24 protein-coding genes and 1 tRNA gene are annotated in these 20,475 nt (G+C 42.8%); 10 read left to right on the plus strand and 15 right to left on the minus strand.

Annotated features, from left to right (window positions below; all coding sequences use genetic code 11):
• Window positions 1-1,059 carry a sensor histidine kinase gene (locus tag CDH51_RS08075; protein ID WP_100628169.1) on the plus strand — a complete coding sequence of 353 codons (1,059 nt, stop codon included), beginning with the start codon at window positions 1-3 and terminating at the stop codon, window positions 1,057-1,059.
• 16 nt (window positions 1,060-1,075) lie between these two features.
• Here the strand turns inward: CDH51_RS08075 and CDH51_RS08080 are convergent, their stop codons facing one another.
• From CDH51_RS08080 to CDH51_RS08090, 3 genes are read right to left on the minus strand one after another with little or no spacing between them, the layout of a single operon-like run.
• Entirely contained in the window at window positions 1,076-1,711 is a 636-nt protein-coding gene (locus tag CDH51_RS08080; protein WP_157807074.1) for a hypothetical protein, read from the minus strand.
• Window positions 1,712-1,769: 58 nt separating this feature from the next.
• Complete coding sequence (locus tag CDH51_RS08085; RefSeq protein WP_198514287.1) at window positions 1,770-2,885, minus strand: hypothetical protein; 1,116 nt, start codon at window positions 2,883-2,885, stop codon at window positions 1,770-1,772.
• Entirely contained in the window at window positions 2,878-3,138 is a 261-nt protein-coding gene (locus CDH51_RS08090) for a hypothetical protein (protein ID WP_100628172.1), read from the minus strand. The genes CDH51_RS08085 and CDH51_RS08090 overlap by 8 nt, the downstream gene beginning before the upstream one ends.
• Before the next feature lie 214 nt (window positions 3,139-3,352).
• On the opposite strand from CDH51_RS08090, the gene CDH51_RS08095 reads away from it, so the two are divergent.
• The 6 genes from CDH51_RS08095 (at window position 3,353) to tsf (ending at window position 7,453) form a co-directional block, all read left to right on the plus strand.
• A complete protein-coding gene (locus CDH51_RS08095; RefSeq protein ID WP_100628173.1) occupies window positions 3,353-3,853 on the plus strand; it encodes a hypothetical protein in 501 nt (166 codons plus the stop codon).
• 101 nt (window positions 3,854-3,954) lie between these two features.
• Complete coding sequence (locus tag CDH51_RS08100; RefSeq protein ID WP_100628174.1) at window positions 3,955-4,665, plus strand: RluA family pseudouridine synthase; 711 nt, start codon at window positions 3,955-3,957, stop codon at window positions 4,663-4,665.
• A 168-nt stretch (window positions 4,666-4,833) separates the two neighbouring features.
• Window positions 4,834-5,277 carry a 50S ribosomal protein L13 gene (gene rplM / locus CDH51_RS08105; RefSeq protein WP_026945277.1) on the plus strand — a complete coding sequence of 148 codons (444 nt, stop codon included), beginning with the start codon at window positions 4,834-4,836 and terminating at the stop codon, window positions 5,275-5,277.
• A 10-nt stretch (window positions 5,278-5,287) separates the two neighbouring features.
• Window positions 5,288-5,674, plus strand: a complete 387-nt coding sequence (gene rpsI / locus CDH51_RS08110; RefSeq protein WP_100628175.1) for a 30S ribosomal protein S9 — start codon at window positions 5,288-5,290, stop codon at window positions 5,672-5,674.
• 39 nt (window positions 5,675-5,713) lie between these two features.
• Complete coding sequence (gene rpsB, locus CDH51_RS08115; protein ID WP_100628176.1) at window positions 5,714-6,475, plus strand: 30S ribosomal protein S2; 762 nt, start codon at window positions 5,714-5,716, stop codon at window positions 6,473-6,475.
• Window positions 6,476-6,622: 147 nt separating this feature from the next.
• A complete protein-coding gene (gene tsf, locus CDH51_RS08120; protein WP_100628177.1) occupies window positions 6,623-7,453 on the plus strand; it encodes a translation elongation factor Ts in 831 nt (276 codons plus the stop codon).
• Window positions 7,454-7,626: 173 nt separating this feature from the next.
• On the opposite strand, the gene CDH51_RS08125 is transcribed toward tsf, so the two are convergent.
• The 12 genes from CDH51_RS08125 to CDH51_RS08180 all read right to left on the minus strand — a co-directional run bounded on the left by CDH51_RS08125 (window position 7,627) and on the right by CDH51_RS08180 (window position 18,933).
• Entirely contained in the window at window positions 7,627-8,826 is a 1,200-nt protein-coding gene (locus CDH51_RS08125; RefSeq protein ID WP_100628178.1) for a phosphoglycerate kinase, read from the minus strand.
• Window positions 8,827-8,909: 83 nt separating this feature from the next.
• A complete protein-coding gene (locus CDH51_RS08130; protein WP_100628179.1) occupies window positions 8,910-9,875 on the minus strand; it encodes an L-threonylcarbamoyladenylate synthase in 966 nt (321 codons plus the stop codon).
• Between the two features lie 2 nt (window positions 9,876-9,877).
• Entirely contained in the window at window positions 9,878-10,585 is a 708-nt protein-coding gene (locus CDH51_RS08135; RefSeq protein ID WP_232724778.1) for a tetratricopeptide repeat protein, read from the minus strand.
• Window positions 10,586-10,617: 32 nt separating this feature from the next.
• On the minus strand, window positions 10,618-11,031 hold the full coding sequence (locus CDH51_RS08140) for an acyl-CoA thioesterase (protein WP_232724779.1): 414 nt from the start codon (window positions 11,029-11,031) through the stop codon (window positions 10,618-10,620).
• 20 nt (window positions 11,032-11,051) lie between these two features.
• Complete coding sequence (locus tag CDH51_RS08145; protein WP_100628181.1) at window positions 11,052-11,603, minus strand: NUDIX hydrolase; 552 nt, start codon at window positions 11,601-11,603, stop codon at window positions 11,052-11,054.
• The gene (locus CDH51_RS08150; RefSeq protein WP_026945268.1) at window positions 11,596-12,195 is read right to left on the minus strand and encodes a hypothetical protein; all 600 of its coding nucleotides are present in this window, start codon (window positions 12,193-12,195) and stop codon (window positions 11,596-11,598) included. Before CDH51_RS08150 ends, CDH51_RS08145 begins: the two co-directional genes overlap by 8 nt.
• Window positions 12,188-14,104, minus strand: coding sequence for a RecQ family ATP-dependent DNA helicase (locus CDH51_RS08155; RefSeq protein ID WP_100628182.1), 1,917 nt, complete (start codon window positions 14,102-14,104; stop codon window positions 12,188-12,190). Before CDH51_RS08155 ends, CDH51_RS08150 begins: the two co-directional genes overlap by 8 nt.
• Window positions 14,105-14,881, minus strand: a complete 777-nt coding sequence (locus CDH51_RS08160; RefSeq protein WP_100628183.1) for an enoyl-CoA hydratase/isomerase family protein — start codon at window positions 14,879-14,881, stop codon at window positions 14,105-14,107.
• Window positions 14,882-14,927: 46 nt separating this feature from the next.
• Window positions 14,928-16,844, minus strand: coding sequence for a ComEC/Rec2 family competence protein (locus CDH51_RS08165; RefSeq protein ID WP_100628184.1), 1,917 nt, complete (start codon window positions 16,842-16,844; stop codon window positions 14,928-14,930).
• An 83-nt stretch (window positions 16,845-16,927) separates the two neighbouring features.
• The gene (locus tag CDH51_RS08170) at window positions 16,928-17,494 is read right to left on the minus strand and encodes a DUF3575 domain-containing protein (protein ID WP_100628185.1); all 567 of its coding nucleotides are present in this window, start codon (window positions 17,492-17,494) and stop codon (window positions 16,928-16,930) included.
• Window positions 17,495-17,540: 46 nt separating this feature from the next.
• Entirely contained in the window at window positions 17,541-17,975 is a 435-nt protein-coding gene (locus CDH51_RS08175) for a GNAT family N-acetyltransferase (RefSeq protein WP_100628186.1), read from the minus strand.
• Window positions 17,944-18,933, minus strand: a complete 990-nt coding sequence (locus tag CDH51_RS08180) for a PhoH family protein (RefSeq protein ID WP_100628187.1) — start codon at window positions 18,931-18,933, stop codon at window positions 17,944-17,946. Before CDH51_RS08180 ends, CDH51_RS08175 begins: the two co-directional genes overlap by 32 nt.
• A gap of 103 nt (window positions 18,934-19,036) precedes the next feature.
• Here CDH51_RS08180 and CDH51_RS08185 point away from each other — a divergent pair, with 103 nt between their 5' ends.
• The 3 genes from CDH51_RS08185 to CDH51_RS08195 all read left to right on the plus strand — a co-directional run bounded on the left by CDH51_RS08185 (window position 19,037) and on the right by CDH51_RS08195 (window position 20,348).
• Window positions 19,037-19,807 carry an SAM hydrolase/SAM-dependent halogenase family protein gene (locus tag CDH51_RS08185; protein WP_100628188.1) on the plus strand — a complete coding sequence of 257 codons (771 nt, stop codon included), beginning with the start codon at window positions 19,037-19,039 and terminating at the stop codon, window positions 19,805-19,807.
• Between the two features lie 3 nt (window positions 19,808-19,810).
• Window positions 19,811-20,110: a putative quinol monooxygenase gene (locus CDH51_RS08190; protein WP_100628189.1), complete on the plus strand. Its 300-nt coding sequence runs from the start codon at window positions 19,811-19,813 to the stop codon at window positions 20,108-20,110.
• Between the two features lie 156 nt (window positions 20,111-20,266).
• Window positions 20,267-20,348 (plus strand) — tRNA-Leu (locus CDH51_RS08195).
• Window positions 20,349-20,475 lie beyond the last annotated feature (127 nt).

The following is a 20,475-nucleotide window of genomic DNA, read 5'->3' on the forward strand; positions in this document are numbered from 1 at the left end:
ATGCTCAATACTTCCCGGGGGATTTCTTTTGTACTGGCTTTGGCCATTGCCTTGCTCGTCGTGGCTTTTTTATCCTTGCTCGACGAGGCAAGCTTTATTCTTATTTTGGTCGCAGGCGGCTTGGCTTTTTCATCTGCTTACCTGCTGATCACGATTACGCTGGAATTTTTGGTCTTTCGGGAGATCGGAAACATCTACACCATGCTGGAGAAGATTCAGAAAAAAGATCTCTCCGAAATCTCTGACAAAAAATCAAAGTCTTCCATCTCTCCGCTGCGAAAGATCAATGCCGTGATCAATTCCTATGCAGTTGCAAGGCAAAAGGAAATCGATGCACTTCAGAAAAACGCGGAATTCAGAAGGGAGTTTATCGCGGATATCTCCCATGAGCTCAAAACACCCATTTTTGCCACGCAGGGCTATATACACACCTTATTAGATGGGGCGATTGATGATAAGCAGGTACGGATGAAATTCCTGAAGCGAGCTGCCAAAAGCCTCGACTCCCTTGATAATCTAGTCCAGGATCTTCTGACGCTCAATCAGATGGAAAGCGGAGTGATCAAATTTGTCTTTGAAGACTTTGACCTGAAAGAAGTCATCGAAGAGGTCATGGAAGAGCTCGAGCATAAGGCCAGTAAGCGAAAGGTGCAGATTGATTTCAAATACGAAGCAGATAAGAACTATATCACTCATGCCGACCGGCAAAAAATCTATCGGGTCTGTCAAAACTTGATCTTCAATGCAGTCAAATACAATCATGACAAAGGAGAAGTCATCATTGGCTTGAAAGCTCACAAAAATCATATCCAAGTCGATATCAAAGACGATGGACAGGGAATCCCGCCGGAAGACTTGAAGCGGATTTTTGAGCGATTCTATCGAGTGGAGAAAAGCCGAAACAAAAAAGAAGGCGGAACAGGCTTGGGATTAGCAATCGTAAAGCACATTCTGGAAGGTCATAAAAGTAAAATCTCCGTTAGCTCTACAGTAGGTAAAGGATCCATTTTTAGTTTTTCATTGCCTTTGGTGAAAGAAAGTAATCCTGAAAATCCGTAAAAAATAAGCCCCACCTTTACTTTCGTCTTATCATCTTTACTGTATCTGAAAACGTAAACTCTGGGTAAAATTGTCCACTTTCTAGGAGTTTTTTAAACTCTTCGGGAGTCAGTCGAATTCCGGCCTGAGTCATATAAATGGGCTCACCCATGAGCCATGTTCGATTTTCTGAATCCGGATCGTTTATGGGACCCTTTACTCCCGTAGTATACCCTTGATTTTTTAGCTCATGCCCCAAAACTGATCGCATCAAATCAAAATTATCTAAAATAATGGGGGACCCCGTTGCTGTGAGTATTTTCAAATCCTCGCCTAGAATCAAAGTTTGCTCCCCATAGTCCTCGCCCACTTCATTCTCCTGCTTGACCAATCCTTTCGAATCCAAAATTAAAGGGATATCAGAAGGCATCTTTTCCGCCCAATTTGTCCTAAATTCATCGGAGTCGTAATCCAAGACAAATAAAAATCCTACTAACTGTCGATCGATACCTGTCAAAAATTTACTCCACATTTCGATTTCTAGTTCGATACGAGGGTTTTCAACTTTGACAAATCGTACAATCGCAACCTCTTTATCCAACTCACGGCTAACTTGCTGGCTACTTTCTGTCATTACCTCTGACGGAAATAGGGGATCAAACTTTCTTTCCATTGAAGCTTGGGCAAAGGACTTTCCAAACATGAAAAAACAAGCTAAAATTAATACCGATCTAATTTTCATTACTAGGTAATTTATATATCAATAATTCCGGGTCTCTTGCTGCACTAGACGCAAAAAGAAGTTGCCCATCAGGATCGACGGCAATAGCTTTTACAGGTTGACCTAAATTTAATATAGCTTGCGGATTTCCCTCCCAATCTAATTGATATACTTGACTAGGCAACAATCCAGACTTACGGATTTGCCCATCGGCCTGTCTCACTTTTTTACCAGAAAAAAGAAAGAAAATGGAAGACTTACTTCCCGATGAAGAAAAAAAATTCAATTCTTCATCTAATAAACCAACAGCCGACCTTGTTCCATCGGACAGCTCCTCAACCTGAATGAAATCCTCACCCCAATTCCATTTCTGAATTTGGAGTTTATCATCTTTTTCGGTCAAAATACCAAATTCTGGATATGCTCGAACCCCGTATGCAATCTTAGCTTCTGTCGGATGAGCGCAATAATAGGCCTGATGAGCTAGAGATTGAGATTCTCCACCGGGATAATCCCCATGGGTTTCAAATTGCTTTGTTGCCAAAGTATAGGATGCAAATTGATGCAAGTAGGTTGAACCAATCACCTTACCCTTGGCAAAAACCCTAGCTCCGATAAAGCGATCTCCATTTGTTTCAAAAGTAAATGAATTCAGGGGTTGCGGATTCTCTTTAAATAGATCTTCAACTGAATAGGTATAATTAAATAGACCATCGCCTATTATCAACTGATTATTTTGATAATCTGTCAAAAAATAGCCCCCTTCGGCCACTAACTCATTAGGACCCTCACCTCGTTTACCAAAATTCTTGACAGCTCCAGTTTTGAGGTCAATAAGTTTAAAAGTATAATCATTGGTAAGGTATTCATTCACCACAACCACACTATCAATATAGCCTAGAATGTACATATTCCTAAAAAAGGGGCTTCCATCTGCAACTTCAAATTGGATTCTTTCGAGTTGAATCTCCTTGATTGCGGAAAAATAATCTTCAAAACTATCACCCTTTTTAAATTCTTGACAAGAAACTAATAAACAAAAAAAAGCACCTAATATCCTTAAGAGAAAAACTCCCTCTAACTTGGTTAAATTTGAAACTACAGGAACGTCCATTGATTTAAGCAAGGCACAAGTAAGGTACGCCATAGTATTCCCTGTAATCAGGATTAAAGGTAATCTTACAAATAGGTGGTACAGGTTGGCCATTAATATCATAACATATAGCATCAACATCTCCGAGTTCACCTGCCGTTAATTCATTTCCGAAATTAAATTTGACATCGAGATGACCAGAATTAGATGATTGACCAATTGCGGTCAAAAGTGATCCACCTAAAAAAAGAAGCAAGACGAGTAAACCTATAAAATAATTTTTCATGATAATGCGTTTTCTTCAATTAAAATTATGTTATTCGTAAACTAATCAATAAATAAACAAATAGCCAAGTTTTTAGTCGTTTTTTGAAGTTAAACCACTGATTTCTATCGAGCTTTCCCAAAATTTTCCGAGCAACTTCACTTTCACGGGCTGCGGTAAATATGATTTTTTTTTAGTCTCTTTTAATTAATTTTAAAAAGACTTTATTATCGATATGAAGAAACTACCACTCTTTTTTCTAGTAATTTTAGCAGGATTTCTTTCTTCTTGCGAAGAGGGTACACAACCCTGCTACCCTATTGATAACAATCGGATTAATATTCAGGTATTAGACCAAGAAGGCAAGGATCTCCTGGATCAAACTAAGGAACTTGCCTTCAGCTCTAATCAGATTAAAATCTTTTATGAGCGCAACGGATCACTGGAGGAATTCTACAATGGACAAATGACCAACATGCGAAGAAATTTTCGAATCATTCCGCTCGAGGCAGGGGAAGACTTCTATAGTATGGAAGTCATCTTGGATACCGAAAAAACAGTGATCCAATGGAATGCCTCTGAGGCCGATACCCTCTTCGCCAATATTGTTCCAATTGGTGATCCGAATTATTGTCCTACAAGGATGATTAAAGAAGTCTATCATGAGGGAGAACTCAAATGGGGTGGATCTACATCCATGACCGGAAGAGGATTTACCATTGTCAAAGAGCTATAGTTTTCTTTTTCTACTTTCCAAATCCTTCCGCGGTGAAGGATTTTTTTTGAGCTTTCATTTCCCTACCTTTGCGCTCCCCTTGAAGTGACGGGGGAGATTCCATGAAGAAAGTAGATTTTAAGGCTCTTATTCTATTTGAAAACACGGATTACCTGGTGATCAACAAGCCGCCTTACCTGTCGAGCTTAGACGATAGGCACGAGGCGCAGAACATTCTGGACCTTGCCAAGATGCATACAGCAGATGCCCAGCTGTGTCATCGCCTGGACAAGGAGACCTCCGGATGTCTGGTGATTGCCAAGAATCCAGCCGCCTACCGGCACTTGGCGATGCAGTTTGAAAATCGAAAAGTCAATAAAGTCTATCATGCTGTAGTCGAAGGGATCAAGGAGTATGAGCAATTGCTCGTAGACCGCAATCTCATCGCCTCGGCCAAAGGAGTCGCCAAAGTCAGTAAGGAAGGCAAGCCTGCCCAGACGGTTTTTCATACTATGAAAACCTACCGGGCTCATTCCCTGATCGAATGCCGCCCCATCACAGGAAGGCTGCATCAAATCCGGGTTCATCTCGCTTACCTTCAATCTCCGATTTGTGGAGATGAGCTTTACGGCGGACGGCCACTTTATCTTTCTTCACTCAAGCGTCGCTTCAATTTGAAAAAAGAGACCGAAGAATTACCCATCATGCAGCGGGTTTCTTTGCATGCTTTTTCCATTGGATTTGAGGGTTTGGACGGAAAAGAGATCATCGTAAATGCTCCCTATCCAAAGGATTTTCAAGTCTTGGTAAATCAGCTGGAGAAAAACAGCTGATAATCAGCGTGAAAAAGTATTGCGAAATTCGGGTTTTTAAGGCTAAACCAATGAAAATTAGGAAGTAGCCTTGGAAATATTTTGCATGGAAAATAAAATACTTCTATCTTTGTGTCCCTTTTTGGGGGTCGAAAACATTTAACAAGCTAAAAATTAAACAGTTACACAGTGGATACTTTAAGCTATAAGACCATATCTGCCAATGACGCGACTGTAGACAAGCAATGGGTGGTAGTGGATGCCCAGGCTGCAGTTTTAGGTCGATTGGCCAGTGAGGTAGCAAGAATCTTGAGGGGGAAAAACAAGCCCAACTTCACCCCTCACGTGGATTGTGGTGACAATGTCATCGTAATCAACGCAGACAAGGTCAGACTGACCGGTAGAAAGTGGGACGAAAAGGTATATGTACGTCATACCGGCTATCCCGGTGGTCAGCGTATCTCTACACCAAGATTGCTAAAAGAGAAATCCTCAGCTATCCTAGTAGAGAAAGCCGTAAGAGGCATGCTGCCTAAAAACAGACTCGGAAGAAAAATGTACGGTAATCTGTATGTGTATGAAGGTGCGGAGCATCCTCATGAAGCACAGCAGCCAAAAACCATCACGCTCTAATCGATAAATCATGGACGTAATCAATACAATCGGTAGAAGAAAAACCTCCGTAGCCAGAATTTACCTAGCTCCAGGAAAAGGTGAAATTACCGTCAACAAAAAAGCGATCGAAACTTATTTCCCATTCGATCTACACCAAATCGTCGTAAAGCAACCTTTGACACTCGTAGGAGAAGAAGGCAACTTCGACATTCAGATCAATGTAGACGGTGGCGGAATCAAAGGACAGGCAGAAGCTGCCCGTATGGCGATCGCCAGAGCACTTTGTGAAGTAAATGAAGAGCACAGAGGCGCATTGAAAAAAGAAGGATTCTTGACTCGTGACCCAAGAATGGTCGAGCGTAAGAAGCCAGGACGTAGAAAAGCAAGAAGAAGATTCCAGTTCTCCAAGCGTTAATCGGAACTTCCTCCATTATATTAGAAACCAATTTATTTCATGTCAAAAATCGAATACAAAGACTTACTGGATGCTGGTGTTCACTTCGGACACTTGACGAGAAAGTGGGATCCCCGTATGGCTCCATTCATTTTTATGGAGAAAAACGGAATCCATCTTATCGACCTTAACAAAACCCTTGCCTGCCTCGAAGAAGCATCCGCTGCAGTCAAGCAGATCGTAAGATCAGGAAAGAAAGTGATGTTTGTCGCTACCAAAAAGCAAGCTAAAGACTTGGTAGCTGATGAAGCACGTCGTCTCAACATGCCTTACGTGACCGAAAGATGGTTGGGTGGTATGCTGACCAACTTTGCCACTATCCGCAAATCCTTGAAGAAAATGTCTTCTTTGGATAAGATGATGAAGGAAGATGCCTTCAAAAACATGGCAAAGAAGGAGAGACTGATGATCTCCAGACAAAAGGACAAAATGGAAAACGTACTAGGCGGTATCGCTGATTTGACTCGTCTTCCTGCGGCCCTATTTATCGTAGACATCAAGCGTGAGCACATCGCCATCGCTGAAGCACACAAGCTTGGTATCCCTGTTTTCGCTTTGGTAGATACGAACTCCAACCCTAACGAGGTGGACTTCCCTATCCCTGCCAATGACGATGCGTACAAATCTGTCAATCTTCTAGTAAAAGCATTTGGTGCGGCCATCGAAGAAGGTCTAGCTGAGCGCAAGAAAGAAAAAGAAGAAGCTAAACTTACCGAAGAGGAAGAAGCTAAAAGAGCAGTGGACGCAGAAACCAAAGAGTAAAATCCACACTGATTTTGAAATATTAAAAAATTGAACATCCGGCTCAGGTCGATGTTCAATTTTTTGTTTTAACCATTCGCCGGGCACCTTAATCAAGGCGCCGGAAAAAAAGAATTTCTATCGTTTAATTCCATAAATAGATCAAAAATGGCAATTACTGCACAAGACGTAAACAAACTGAGACAAATGACCGGTGCCGGTATGATGGACTGCAAAAAAGCTTTGACAGAAGCAGAAGGTGACTTCGACAAAGCAGTAGACATCCTTCGCAAAAAAGGTCAGAAAGTATCTGCTTCCAGAGCAGACCGTGAAACTAAAGAAGGTCAAGTTGTAACGCATGTATCCGAAGACGGAAAAACCGGAACCATCCTTTCTTTGACTTGCGAAACTGACTTCGTAGCAAAGAATGATGAGTTCGGAGCTTTTGCCAATACACTTTTGGACTTGGCAGTTGAAAAAGGAGCTAAATCAGCAGAGGAGCTTTTGGCTCTTCCTTTTGAAAACATCACTGTAGCCGAGAAAATCGTCGAAATGACTGGTAAAATCGGTGAGAAAATCGAAGTATCACATTTCGAAATCATCAACTCTGAAGCAGTAGTTCCTTATATCCACTCCAATGGTAAATTAGGTGTATTGGTAGGATTGACCAACACAGGTGGTGCTGATGTAGATGAAGCTGGAAAAGACGTTGCCATGCAAATCGCTGCTATGAATCCTGTAGCTGTTGATAAGGATGGCGTGGATGCTTCTACGATCGAGCGTGAAATCGAGGTAGGTAAGGACCAAGCAAGAGCTGAAGGCAAGCCTGAAGAGATGTTGGAGAAAATCGCAATGGGTAAATTGAACAAGTTCTACAAAGAGAACACCTTGCTTAGCCAGTCTTTTGTAAAGGACAACTCCAAAACCATCGCTCAGTACCTTGACGGTGTGAGCAAAGGCATGACTGTCTCTGCATTCAAGCGAATTTCTATCGGGTAATCATCCTGAAATAATTGATATCAAAACCCTTCTGGAGAAATCCAGAAGGGTTTTTCTTTGGATCAGCACAAAGAAAAAGGTCACTGCTTCCAGCGACCTTTTTCTTATTTTTTTCCCTTCAAAAATAAAAGCTTTTTGATCTAGCTTCTTGTCTCTTATTTCTCACTTCTATCTTAGGGTTCCAATGCGGCAACTCCCGGAAGCACCTTACCTTCCATATACTCCAGCAATGCTCCTCCGCCGGTAGATACGAAGGACACCTGATCACCATAGCCAAATTTATTAACAGCGGCAGCAGAATCTCCACCGCCGATCAGAGAGAAGGCTCCCTGCTGGGTAGCTTCTACGACCGCCTCAGCAATCGCCTTGGTTCCTTTGTCAAATGATTCCATCTCAAACACACCCATCGGGCCATTCCAAAGAATAGTATTGGACTTCAATACTGTCTCGGCAAATAGCTCACGGGTCTTAGGACCGATATCAAGTCCCATCCAGCCGTCTGGAATTTCACCCTTATTGGCTAAGCCCTGCTCGGCATCATTTGCAAAAGCTTTCGAGATCACGGTGTCAAGAGGCAGTATCAAGTTTACGCCTTTTGCTTTGGCCTTTTCCATCAGTTCCAAGACAAAGTCCAACTTATCAGCTTCCAAAAGGGAATCCCCAATCGTACCACCCTGTGCTTTCGCAAAAGTGTAAGACATTCCTCCACCGATGATCAGATTATCCACCTTATCCAAAAGTCTTTCGATAATCAAAATCTTATCTGAAATCTTAGCGCCACCCATGATCGCTGTGTAAGGACGCTCAGGATTTCCGAGAACCTTATCGGCATTCTCCAACTCAGAAAGCATCACATAGCCACAAACTTTATCATTGAAAAACTGTGCAATCACAGCTGTGGATGCATGCGCTCTGTGGGCTGTTCCGAAGGCATCATTGACATAGATATCCCCCATACCAGCTAGTTTCTTGGCAAATTCAGCATCTCCTTTTTCTTCCTCTTTGTAAAAACGGAGATTCTCCAGAAGCAATACCTCCCCTGCCTTCAATCCTGCAGCCAGATTCTTAGCTTCAGACCCTATGCAATCCGGTGCAAACTTGACAGGGCGCCCAAGAGCTTTCTCCAAATCGAGAAGGATATGCTTAAGCGAAAACTTATCCTCAGGTCCGTTTTTTGGACGTCCAAGGTGTGACATCAAAATAGCCGAGCCTCCATCATTCAAAATCTTTTGGATGGTAGGTAAAGCAGCTTGGATTCGGGTATCGTCGGTTACTTTTTGATTATCATCCAAGGGAACATTAAAATCCACACGGATCAAAGCTTTCTTCCCTTCAAAACTTAAATTATCGACATTTTTAATTCTAGGATTCATAATAGAATTTAGTTTAATAGATTTCAGTTTATTTCAAAAACTGCTTGAATTTATTAAGAATTCGGACAAAAAACGACTTTCGATCAGCCTAATGCCGCTGCTCGGCGAAGACGATCATTGATCGCTCGTCCTAAGCCTTCCTCGGGCATCCACTCTGCCAAAATAAGATTCACATTGCTTTCGTCCAGACTTCGCATATAGCCAAAAAGATGGCGGGCTGCTTCGGCCAAATCAGCCGATTCACTCAGTTGATATTGGGGAAAATCTGCGGGAAGGGGAAATTTCCGAGCTAAGCTTAATACCGCAAAACGCTCGCCTTTTTCCAAATATTCAGGAATCAATTTTTGCAAATCACCCACCAAAAATGGTTTTCTTGGAGCATAGTGGCTTTTGAGTAGACCCGGTGCGGCAGGATTGGAACTGCTATGCGATCGGACTTCCACCTTTATAACAATCTTTTCAATTTCCCGAAGGTCCAAACCGCCCATTCGATAAATCACAACTTGATCTTCCTCCATCCCAACGATGGTACTTTCTAAGCCTACCTGACAGGCACCTCCATCCAAAATATACTGAATTTTATCACCCAACTGGGCTTGTACATGCCCAGCCTGCGTCGGGCTGATATACCCAAATGGATTAGCACTTGGCGCAGCTAGGGGGAAATCTAGCTCTCCAAGAAGCTCCAGGGCGATTGGATGCTGTGGAATCCGAACGGCAACCCGCTCCAGACCGGCAGTTACCAAGTCAGAAATGATTTCTTTTTTGGGAAGTAGCAGTGTCAGTGGACCCGGCCAAAATGCTTTTGCAAGCTCTTCTAGTGATTGAGGGATCTCCCTAACAAAGGACTTCACCTTTTCCAAAGAGTTGGTATGAAGAATCAAAGGATCGAATGAAGGCCTATTTTTGGCTTCAAAAATTTTGGCAACTGCCTGATCATTCAAAGCATTACCTGCCAAACCATAAACTGTCTCAGTCGGAATAGCGACTAAGTCCCCCTCTGATAATAGTTGCTTTGCCTCGGCAATATCTTTTCCGATGACAGCCATGATCAATCACAGAAATCGTTGATCCAGGTTTCAGCCTCTTGATAGCCTAGGGAAAGAGCCATTTTCAGATCCGCACAACCTTCATTCTTTTGATTGAGCGCACTCAAACGAGTGACACCCAAAAGATAATAGGCTGCTCCGTTTTTTGGATCAAGATTTACCGCATTGGTCAGGGACTCTAGCGCACCTACCGGGTCATTGTTACCCATTTGTGCTTTTCCTTTGTTGAAGTGAACTAAGGCCTGATTGGGGTTGGTCTGAAGAGCCATATCAAAATCCAAGATCGCATCCTCGTAGGATTCATTGCTAAGCAAAGCTACGCCACGATTGTAGTAAATATCGGTTTGGGCAGGATCCAGACGATTAGCCATGTTGTAATCGGAGATTGCTTCCTTGAAATTCCCCAGCTCAAAATGAGCGTTTCCACGGTTGAACCAAGGTTTGTAACTGGCGGAGTCGGCCTCAATTCCCTGAGAAAAGACAGGGATAGCTTCTTTATATTTTTGTAGTTGGAAAAGAGCCACGCCTTTAGCATTCAATGCTTGTCCTTGAGAAGGGTTTTGCTCCAATACTCGGTCGAAAAGGGAAATAGCTCCTTCCCATTCCTGAGAATCCATTTTTTCTATTCCCGCTTTCATCAGCTCCTCCTCGCTAGGTGAACAAGCAGAAAAGCCTATTAGCAATAATGCAACTATCCAGATTTTTCTCACGATTCAATTGATTTTGGCGCAAAGATAGGCAATCAGGCGCTCTTGTGCAGGTCGGATTCCAAAATAGCCCGATGTTCGGCAGGAATTGGGACTGGTTTCATATTTTTCATGGACACCGAGACCATGATGGTTTTACATTTTGCAAAAATGGTAGATTGATCTTCACTGGCTAAAACCTGCTCTAAATCAAATGATGAATTCCCAACACGGGTACAGCTAACCCAAGCGCGGACTTTGTCATCCAAATGAATGGGCTTCACATAATCAAGTTCGATTCGCGCCACTACGGTACCGATCTCCATGATGTTCCAGTCGCATTTCTCGTAAAGGTATTGAGCTCGTGCATGCTCGAAATAATTGAAGAAGATCCCATTATTGACATGCATGTAGCCATCTATGTCCGAAAAACGAACCTGAATGGGAACGGAGAATTGAAAATTTTCCAAGGGGAAAGATTGCTTTTGGGTTACAGTAGAATCTCAGATTTGCTGGTTTTCTCTAGCATGCGCAGGATGGATGGATTATATCCGATCATATCAGCCACCGCATCAAAGCTAAACCAAGCCAATGAAATACTTTCATCACTCATCTGTAGCGGCTCATTGATATCAGCCTCAATCAGAAATCGTACGTCGTAATGAAAATGCTCGGGAACGTGCGGACGCTCAGGGATGATGTGCTTGTCCAAATCAAAAATTCTTTCCTCGACAAGTATAAGGTTTTTAAGCCCGCTTTCCTCTGCAGCTTCCTTTAGAGCTACCTCGATGAGATTTTCATTTCCGTCTGCGTGCCCTCCCAGCTGCAACCAGCGCCCGAGTTTTCGATGAAGTGTTAATAGCGTATGTGTCCGATTCTTATTGACAATCCAAGATGAAGCCGTGAAATGCCCTGCCAATCGCTCCCGCTTATAGGCCAAAGGGTCCAAAGTCAATTCTGCAAAATCCTTGACAAAGGCCGCTTCCTCTTCGTAGGGAGTTCGGTAAGTTTCCAGCTGGTTTTTTAAAATCGTTCTATCCATGTTGTGTTTCGAATAATCGGTCCATCATCTGATCAAATGGTTTGGCATTTTGATAAAGGCGATCGGAATAGACCGTGACTAAGAGTTTTAGGTAGCTGGGTTTATTGTCCACACTTATTTTCTCGATGCTTACATTTCCGAAGAGCTGAGAAATCAACTCATTCTCTACGGGAGCTTGAAGCGGAGGCTTCAAGTAAAACTTTTCGGTAACTCGAACCTGATTATTGATTTCTTCCATTTTCCGGTCCAAGCTCACCTGCTTATACCCCAAAGCTAGGATGCGTCGGGAGAAAGCCAAGAAAAGTTTAGAAAAAGTTTCTGCTGTAAAGGGAGGCTCAAAGGTAACTGCAAAGCCATTCGCATAGGGAGATTGAAAAAGGTGTACCTGAGGGCTCTCGTTGATCCCTGTTCGCTTGAGATGATAGCTTCTATACACCTTATCAAAAAGACCGGCTGCTTCTTCGGTTTCTATCCACCGATCGATCTCTTCCAAGTCAGCCTCCTTGACCGCATAGTTTTCTTTATGCTTGACAGGTGATTTGGCTGGATTTTTAAAGATTTTGCCAAAAAGATCATCGAAGAAATTATTCATTGATGGGTAGTTTAAGATTCCCTTGGGATGTCACTTGAAGTTGGCCTTCATCTGTAAGTCTTCGTACCAATTGGGCAAGAATCTCAGACTTTTTGCTGCTGAGGTGACTTTGCAATAGACTCTCTTTTAACTCTCCATGCTGCCTCAAAGTTTCGAACAGCCAGGCTTTCAGGTTCCTTTCTTCCTGCTCGGGGTCCTTGGACAGTTGGATACACCAGTCACAAATTCCACATTTTCTATCGCTTTCTTCTCCGAAATACTCCTGGATAAATTGTGTCCGACAAAGAAGATTTTGATGAGCATACATGACCATGCTTTTGGCCTTTTCCAGTGTCAACTCCCTTCGAAGGTCTATTCGTTTTACATTCAAAGGCAATTTTCCCGCATCGTATCGCCCTGTCAAAAAGGTGATTTGTGGCTTGTCCTTGCGCTTTTCATAGTCAATAACATCCATTTGAGCCATCTTCTCCAGCGACTTGATGACTTGGCTTTCAGATGTTTCCAACAGCTTGGAGAGCTTCGATTCCTGGATTTTGATGTACTCTGAAAACAAATTTCCCCCATAGGTTCGAAGCAAGATTTTGATCAATGGGTCTAGCTTTGCCTGGGAAATCTGAAACTCATAAAGTTGCTGGGGATTGACCAGAAAATGAATTTTTGAAGGGCTAAAAAAGCTTTCATTCATTCCAATAAAACCTTCCTCTTCGAGAACTTTCAAGGCATAAAAAGTTTCCAGCACACCAAGGTTATAAGTTTTTGCAAACTCTCCCCACTCAAAATCGAAGCTGCTGAGCATATTACTTCCCACCGCGATCTGAAAATAATTTGCCAGGGACTGGTAAACCCGCTTGACAAATTCAATGGGAGGATAAACCAGAGCCGCCCGCTCCATCAATTTTTCAAGATTCTCCTCGCTGCAAAGCAAAACCGCATAGGCCGGCTTACCATCTCTTCCTGCTCTTCCAGCCTCCTGATAGTAGCTTTCGATATTTTCAGTTACATCCGAATGCAAAACGATCCGCACATCCGGCTTGTCAATCCCCATCCCAAAGGCATTGGTAGCTACCATCACCCGAACATTCCCTTTCATCCATTCTTGCTGACGTTTAGCACGGTCTGCCATGGACATTCCGGCATGGTAGTACGTTGCAGAAATTCCCAATTGGCCCAAAGCCTTGGCGATATCCTGAGTAGCCTGTCGGTTCCGAACATACCAAATAGCCGAACCAGGAATACGGCTTAGGATTTCCTTCGCTTTGACGAGCTTGTTTTCAACCATGCGAACATGGTATCCTAGATTTTTACGGGCAAAACTCTGTCGGAAAATCACCGGGTTTTTCATTTCCAGCTTTTCCTGGATATCCTCCACGACTTGGGGAGTAGCAGATGCAGTCAATGCCAAAATCGGCACATTCGGATGAAAGGGCTTAATCTCAGCAATTTCCAAATAAGGTGGCCGAAAATCATAGCCCCACTGTGAAATACAATGCGCTTCATCGACTGCAATCAGATTGATAGGCATTTGCTTGAATCGTTCCAAAAAAAGCTCCGATTTGAGACGCTCGGGAGACACATAGAGGAATTTATAATTCCCGTGCACGCAATTATCCAATACCCGGTCTATTTCCCGATAGCTCATTCCAGAGTAGATGGCTTGGGCCAAAATCCCCTTACTTTTGAGTTGATCGACTTGATCCTTCATCAAAGCAATCAAAGGGCTAATGACTAGACAAATTCCTTCCTGTACAAGAGCCGGAATTTGGTAGCAGAGAGACTTCCCTCCGCCAGTTGGCATGAGCGCAAAAGTATCTTTCCCATCCAAAACAGACAGGATCACTTGCTTTTGGACCGGACGAAAATCATCGTGCCCAAAAACCTGCTTTAAGATATCTTTTGCCAGCTTTTCCAATTACCAGTTAGGGGTTTCCTTATTCAAAAAAGCAGCAATTCCGTCCTTACAGTCCTGATGCGAGCGGGACTCTGCATTCATTTTTGCGGCGAGTAATAATTTTTGATCACGCCCCTCCCGATGAATATTTCGCAGCAAAAGTTTGGTTGCACGCATGGAATTGGCAGAATTTTTTTCCACAAGCTTTTCCGCAAATTCGATAACCTTTGTCATCAATTGATCTGACTCAACGAGTTCGGTGATAATTCCAAGATTAGCTGCCTTTTGTGCAGAAATCAAATCCCCGGAAAGGAGTAATTCCTGAGTTTTGGCGGCACCAATCTGCTCCTGAAGGAACACAGAGACCAAGGCAGGAATAAAGCCGATTCGAACTTCCGTGTAGCCAAAAAGTGCCTCATGCACTGCGAAAGCAAAATCACAAACTGTCACCAAGCCACAGCCACCTGCCAAAGCATGCCCTTGCACTGCGGCTATAATGGGCTTGGGGAAATTATAAATCCGATCAAACAGGCTCATCAGCCGCTTACTGTCCTCCAAGTTTTCTTCGGGAGTAAAGTCCTGCATCCTTTGAATGTAAGCGAGGTCAGCCCCGGCACAAAATGCTTTCCCTGCAGCTGCCAAAATCACCACTTTCACATCCTCCTCATTCTCCACCCGATCCAAAATTTCCAATAGCCCACTGATCAATTCGGGGCTCATGGCATTTCGCTTTTCGGGGCGGTTAAGAGTAATTTTTCCTATCCTATTAGATTTTTCAAAAAGGACAATATCGTTCATTATTCTTTGGGTTTACTTGGACAAGTTAGGACAGTGTAGGGCTTTTTCAAAAAGTCAGTCGAAGAGCAGTAAAAGGAATCTCTAAGCTTTTGGAATCTGAATGTTTAATCCATCCTTGAGAATCCCACATTTGAATATTCTGAGGAGATTTTTGACCCAAAACCATTCGCTTTTCACTTATTGTCAAATCCAATTCGGAGAAATATAAATCACCCTCTTGGGTTGAGAAAACCTGAAGTTCCTGTGGCTCATTTCCCCAATTACTTTTGACACGATTTGGAAGAATCACATAATCTGCATCTTCCGAAGAAATACTCTGATTCCATGATTTCAATTCTACTCCTGTCCAATAATCAATAGCCCAACCTTCCTCTGCCCGGTAGATGACCACTTCTGGCTTTTGATTGGAAATCAACTGAAGCATGCCACTCATAGCCCAAAAAAACAATAAAGCTACTGACCAAAAAGCAAGCTGTTTCTTTGGAACATATTCCCATGCCGCCCAAATAAGCAGCAATGACCAAACCAAAAGCATGGTAACTGGCTGAATAGTGAGTTCGTTTAAACGGAAAGGCAAAAGCCGAAAGGCCTCTAAAATCCAAAGTTCGACCTGAATTAAACTCCCGGCTACCCACCCCAAAGCTTTTCCCAAAAACGGAATCCAGCCGATTAATAACATGGGAATCCCAACCTGCATGATTAAGAATGTGATAGGAATAACTAACAGGTTGGCTGGCAGAAACCAAACCGGAAAACTATGGAAATACCAGACTGAAAGTGGAAAAGTAGCCAGCTGTGCAGCAATTGAGACTGCTCCAAGCTGCCAGAGGTATTCTAAAACTCGACTTTTGGGATACCAGACCCTTACGATGAGTGGTTGAAGCAAGACGATTCCTGCTACTGCCAAATAGGAAAGTTGGAATCCAACTTCTGTGATCACTCCTGGGTTAACGGCAATCATTAAAATCGCCGAGAAGGCCAAAATATTGAATATGGGTGGCTTGCGATCCCGAAGCTGACCGAGGACAATCAAGGTAAACATGACAGATGCCCGCACTACGGAAGGAGAAAGACCCGTGATAGTCGCGTATGTCCAAATGACTAATACCAGGACTAAGAGGTAGCTTTTTCGCGCTATTCCAGATAGTTTAAGTGGTTTGATCAAGAACAATAAAACCGCTACCAGAATCCCAACATGAAGTCCAGAGACTGCCAAAATATGCATAACGCCAGCCTCAGAATAAGCCTGCCGGGTAGATCGATCCAATTGGTTCTTTTGACCGAGAAGTAGAGCTTTAGCAATAGGCAAAGAAGACTTCTGAGGAATGTGTTTCTCTAGGAGATCACTTAGACTTTCCCTTAAATCATCAGCAAAGAAGTAGAATGATCGATTATTTACGGCAGAAATAATCTTCGATTTTCCCTCCGGGATAAATTGTCTGGCAGTGATCCCTTTTCGAGAAAGAAAGCCTTTGTAGTCAAATTCATTCGGATTTCTAGGGGCTTCAATCTTCTTCGGCTTATCGGAAACGAGTACCCATTGGCCAGGGATAAACTCGTGTGCTGATTGATGATAAATGATGACCTGCTGATTGGCTTTAGCCCATTTGGAAGAATCAAAATAATACTGGGCTAAAAGTAGATTTTCCTTGGAGTTGGGCTTTTGCAGATCATACGCTTGTACTTGGGCAAGGTAAGGACCATCCAATACAGTTTCCTTTTGCACTTCCCGATGAAAAGAAGGGAGCAACCAACCCAACACTATCAACTGTAAATAGGCTAACCAGGTCAATATGGATAGATCCGCCTTTAAACGGGCTGCCAAAAAGTAAATCAACCACAGTAGCGCTATCGAAATCAAAAAAACCAACTTAGAAACCTCCAAAGGAAATAGAAAACTCAAGCAGATTCCTGCCAAGAAAAAAAGAAGGTATCTCAAAAAAGGATAATCGGAAAACCTCATCTTCAAAAAGCTTTCCTACAATTTACGGTAAAAAAAAAGCCATCCCAAAAACTTAGGATGGCTTCATAAGAAATTTTTAGATCTTAAAACCGATAGCCAAGGCTAAACCCACCGTTGAGTTCTATTCTTGTAAAACGATCGGCGACCTCATTACTAAATCCCCTAGCGATACTGACATAGGGTCCAAATGCAAAGCTTTCTGAAAGCTCCCACTTAAATCCGGCACCAACACCAATCATAAAGGCATTCATATTAGTAGTTGCGATACCGCCATCTACAGGCTCTTCAAATTCACCAAACCGAATCTTGGCTAGTGGGTAAAGAAAGAACCTACCGTTTGGGTTGGTTCCAAAGTAGAAGTTCATCGCTGCTTGAACTGCATTGGTTTTGTAATTCTTTCCGTTAGCTTGAGAATTATACCCAAATCTATCATTGATATGCAATTGAAAGTCCAAAGCAGTATCATCTGATAAAAACTTTTCATAGCCTATTTCAATCGATCCAAGCGCAATCAGATTTGCGAAATTCAGCTTGATTTCATTCGTTCGATCTCCGCTAAAGGCATTGCCACTGCTACTGGAAACGACCGTTTGACTATAAGCATTAAACCCGAAAATGAGGGTTAAAAGAAGTGTAGTTAAATTTTTCATATCTAGATTCTAAACAATAAAAGGTAAAAACAAAATTACTATTTTTTTAGCCTAACTCCATTTTGTAATGGAGAATATTACATTCCTCGAATTGATCACCGACTTTTTGGAAACCAAACTTGGCATAGAGAGGAACAGCTTCCAATTGAGCATGTAGGTAGCGCTTTTTGCCTGCAGCTTCCGGATGAACCATAATATCTCTCAGTACGGCTGAGACTAATGCTTGCCCTACACCTTTTCCTCTGGCATCTTTTTGAACTGCAAAGCGCTCCAATTTGATGCCATCGGGAGTAAACCTCCATCTAGCAGTTCCTACAGGCTTCCCTCCTAATGACGCGAGAAAATGGGTAGATGTTTCTTCAAATTCATCGTATTCATCAGCAGCGTCCACTTTCTGCTCCATTACAAATACTTCTTCCCGAATCTTGAAAATGATATCCCTTCCGGCTTTACCGGTCACTTTTTCTACTAGCAGGCTCATTTTTTGAAATCTCTTTTTCTGTTTGATGCTTTTCGTAGGCCTCGATAATGGCTTTGACTAGTTTATGTCTGATAACGTCTTTCCCACTCAGGTTGACGATCCCGATTCCTTTCACTCCCTGAAGGATCCGAAGAGCCTCTCTAAGTCCGGACTTCTGCCTAATCGGCAAATCCACCTGAGTCTGATCCCCCGTGATAATCACCTTGGAATTAGGTCCCATTCGAGTCAAAAACATTTTAATCTGCTCAGAAGTGGTATTCTGCGCCTCATCCAAAAGCACGAAGGCATCGTGAAGTGTTCTACCTCTCATGTAGGCAAGCGGAGCGATTTCGATCACGCGGGTCTCTTGATAATACTTAAGCTTCTCCGGCGGAACCATGTCCTGCAGTGCATCATAGATGGGTCGCAGGTAAGGATCGAGTTTTTCTTGTAAGTCCCCAGGTAAGAAACCAAGATTCTCACCAGCTTCTACTGCGGGGCGAGTAATGATAATTCGCTTAACCTCGCGATTTTTCAATGCCCGAACAGCCAGGGCGACAGCAATGTATGTCTTCCCGGTACCTGCCGGTCCCAAAGCGAAGACCAAATCATTTTTGAAAGAGGCCTCCACAAGTTTACGCTGATTGGGGGATTTGGGCTTGATGACCAAGCCTTTATTCCCAAATACAATGACCTGATCTCTACTCGTCTGCTCAAAAGGGATCCCTTCCATATCAAGATAGTCTTTGACCTTGTCCGGGCTGAGATGACCGAAGCGCTCGACATGCTCCAAAAGAAGGTTGATCAGATTATTAATGCGCAGAATTTCAGGCGCACCGCCCTGAATTCGGATTTCGTTGCCCCGAGAGATGATTTTGCTTTGAGGAAATGCCTGCGCCACCTGACGGATGTTTTCATTTGCTTGCCCTAAAAATTCTGCAAGGGGCACATTTTCCAGCGTGATTACTTTTTCTACCAAATTTTTTAATCAGTTAAATATTCTTGAAGGGGCTGAGATATTATTCTATTTTTGTCTCAAAGCCCTCTCAACAAAAGTACATAATTTTAATTGACTTGCTTCTATGGCCTTGGTGACATTCATCTCAGATTTTGGAGATCAGGATCATTACGTACCTGCGGTGAAAGCCAAAATGTTGGCGATCAATCCGCAATTGAATATCATAGACTTATCTCATCATATCAAGTCATTTGATCTGGAGCAAGCTGCTTTCATTTTAAAGGCATCATTTAGAGATTTTCCGAAAGGAACAGTGCACTTGGTAGCGGTCAATACTACCGGCGAAATGACTCAGGGATACATTGGTGCAAAACTGGAAGAGCATATTTTTATCGCTCCAAACAATGGCATTCTAAGCCTTCTGGCTGATAAAGAACCAGGAATTCTGGTCAAATTTGCAGATATCCACGTGCAGGAAAGCAGTTTCCCTGCAAAAGACATCTTAGCTCCGATCGCTGCCAAAGTAGCTTCGGGAGCTGCCATCCATGATTTTGGTGGGCCTTTGGATCAATTCAAAAAAGCCATGCCCCGCAATCCCAAAGCCACCCGAGAATTTATCACCGGGCATGTCATCCGAGTGGATCGCTATGGTAATGCTATCACAAATATCAGTAAAGAACTATTCGACAAATTGAACCCCGGTAATTTCACCATTGAAATCGGTAGAGAAAGGCTTGATCGCCTTCATAATGGATTTGGACAGGTAGATCTAGGTGACTGTTTCGCTTATTTCAATAGCCTAGGACTGTTAGAAATTGCCATTAATCACGGAGATGCTGGTTCCCTTCTTGGCTTGCGCTTTGAGTCTGTGGTTACCATTTATTTCAATCCCTAACTCATGCTAATCCGAATTGTACGAATGACCTTTCAGGAAGAAAAGGTTGCTGCTTTTTTAGAAAACTTCGAATCCAATAAGAAAAAGATTCGCTCATTTCCCGGTTGTCGGCATCTTGAACTTTGGCAAGATGAAAATCAGAAAAATATTTTCATGACTTACAGTCATTGGGATAGTGAGAAGAGTCTGAATGAATACCGTGATTCTGAGCTTTTTAAATCAGTTTGGAGCTATACGAAGACCCTTTTTTCAGATAGACCTCAGGCCTTCAGCACAAAAAAGTTGGATGAAGTAGAAATCTAGGGTTGGAGAAAAATAAAATTGTATTCATATTTGCATCCCGTTTGGAAAGTAACGGGAAATTTTGAAATGCCCAGATGGCGGACCTGTCCGCCGAGAATGAGAAAATGATCATTCTTTTAAAACCCTGGAAATTTTAAATCCGCAAATAAGCACCATGCCCAGGTGGCGGAATTGGTAGACGCGTTGGTCTCAAACACCAATGCCTTCGGGCGTGCCGGTTCGACTCCGGCCCTGGGTACAAAGGCTCACAGAAATGTGGGCCTTTTTTGTTTTTGCCAATTATTAATTCAAACTCTTATCCTTGCACAAAAAAACCATGCAATTTGAAATTACATGGTTTTTCAAGCTTTCGATGAGGACTAGCC

It is taken from the genome of Algoriphagus formosus (genome assembly GCF_002807035.1).
Lineage (GTDB): Bacteria > Bacteroidota > Bacteroidia > Cytophagales > Cyclobacteriaceae > Algoriphagus > Algoriphagus formosus.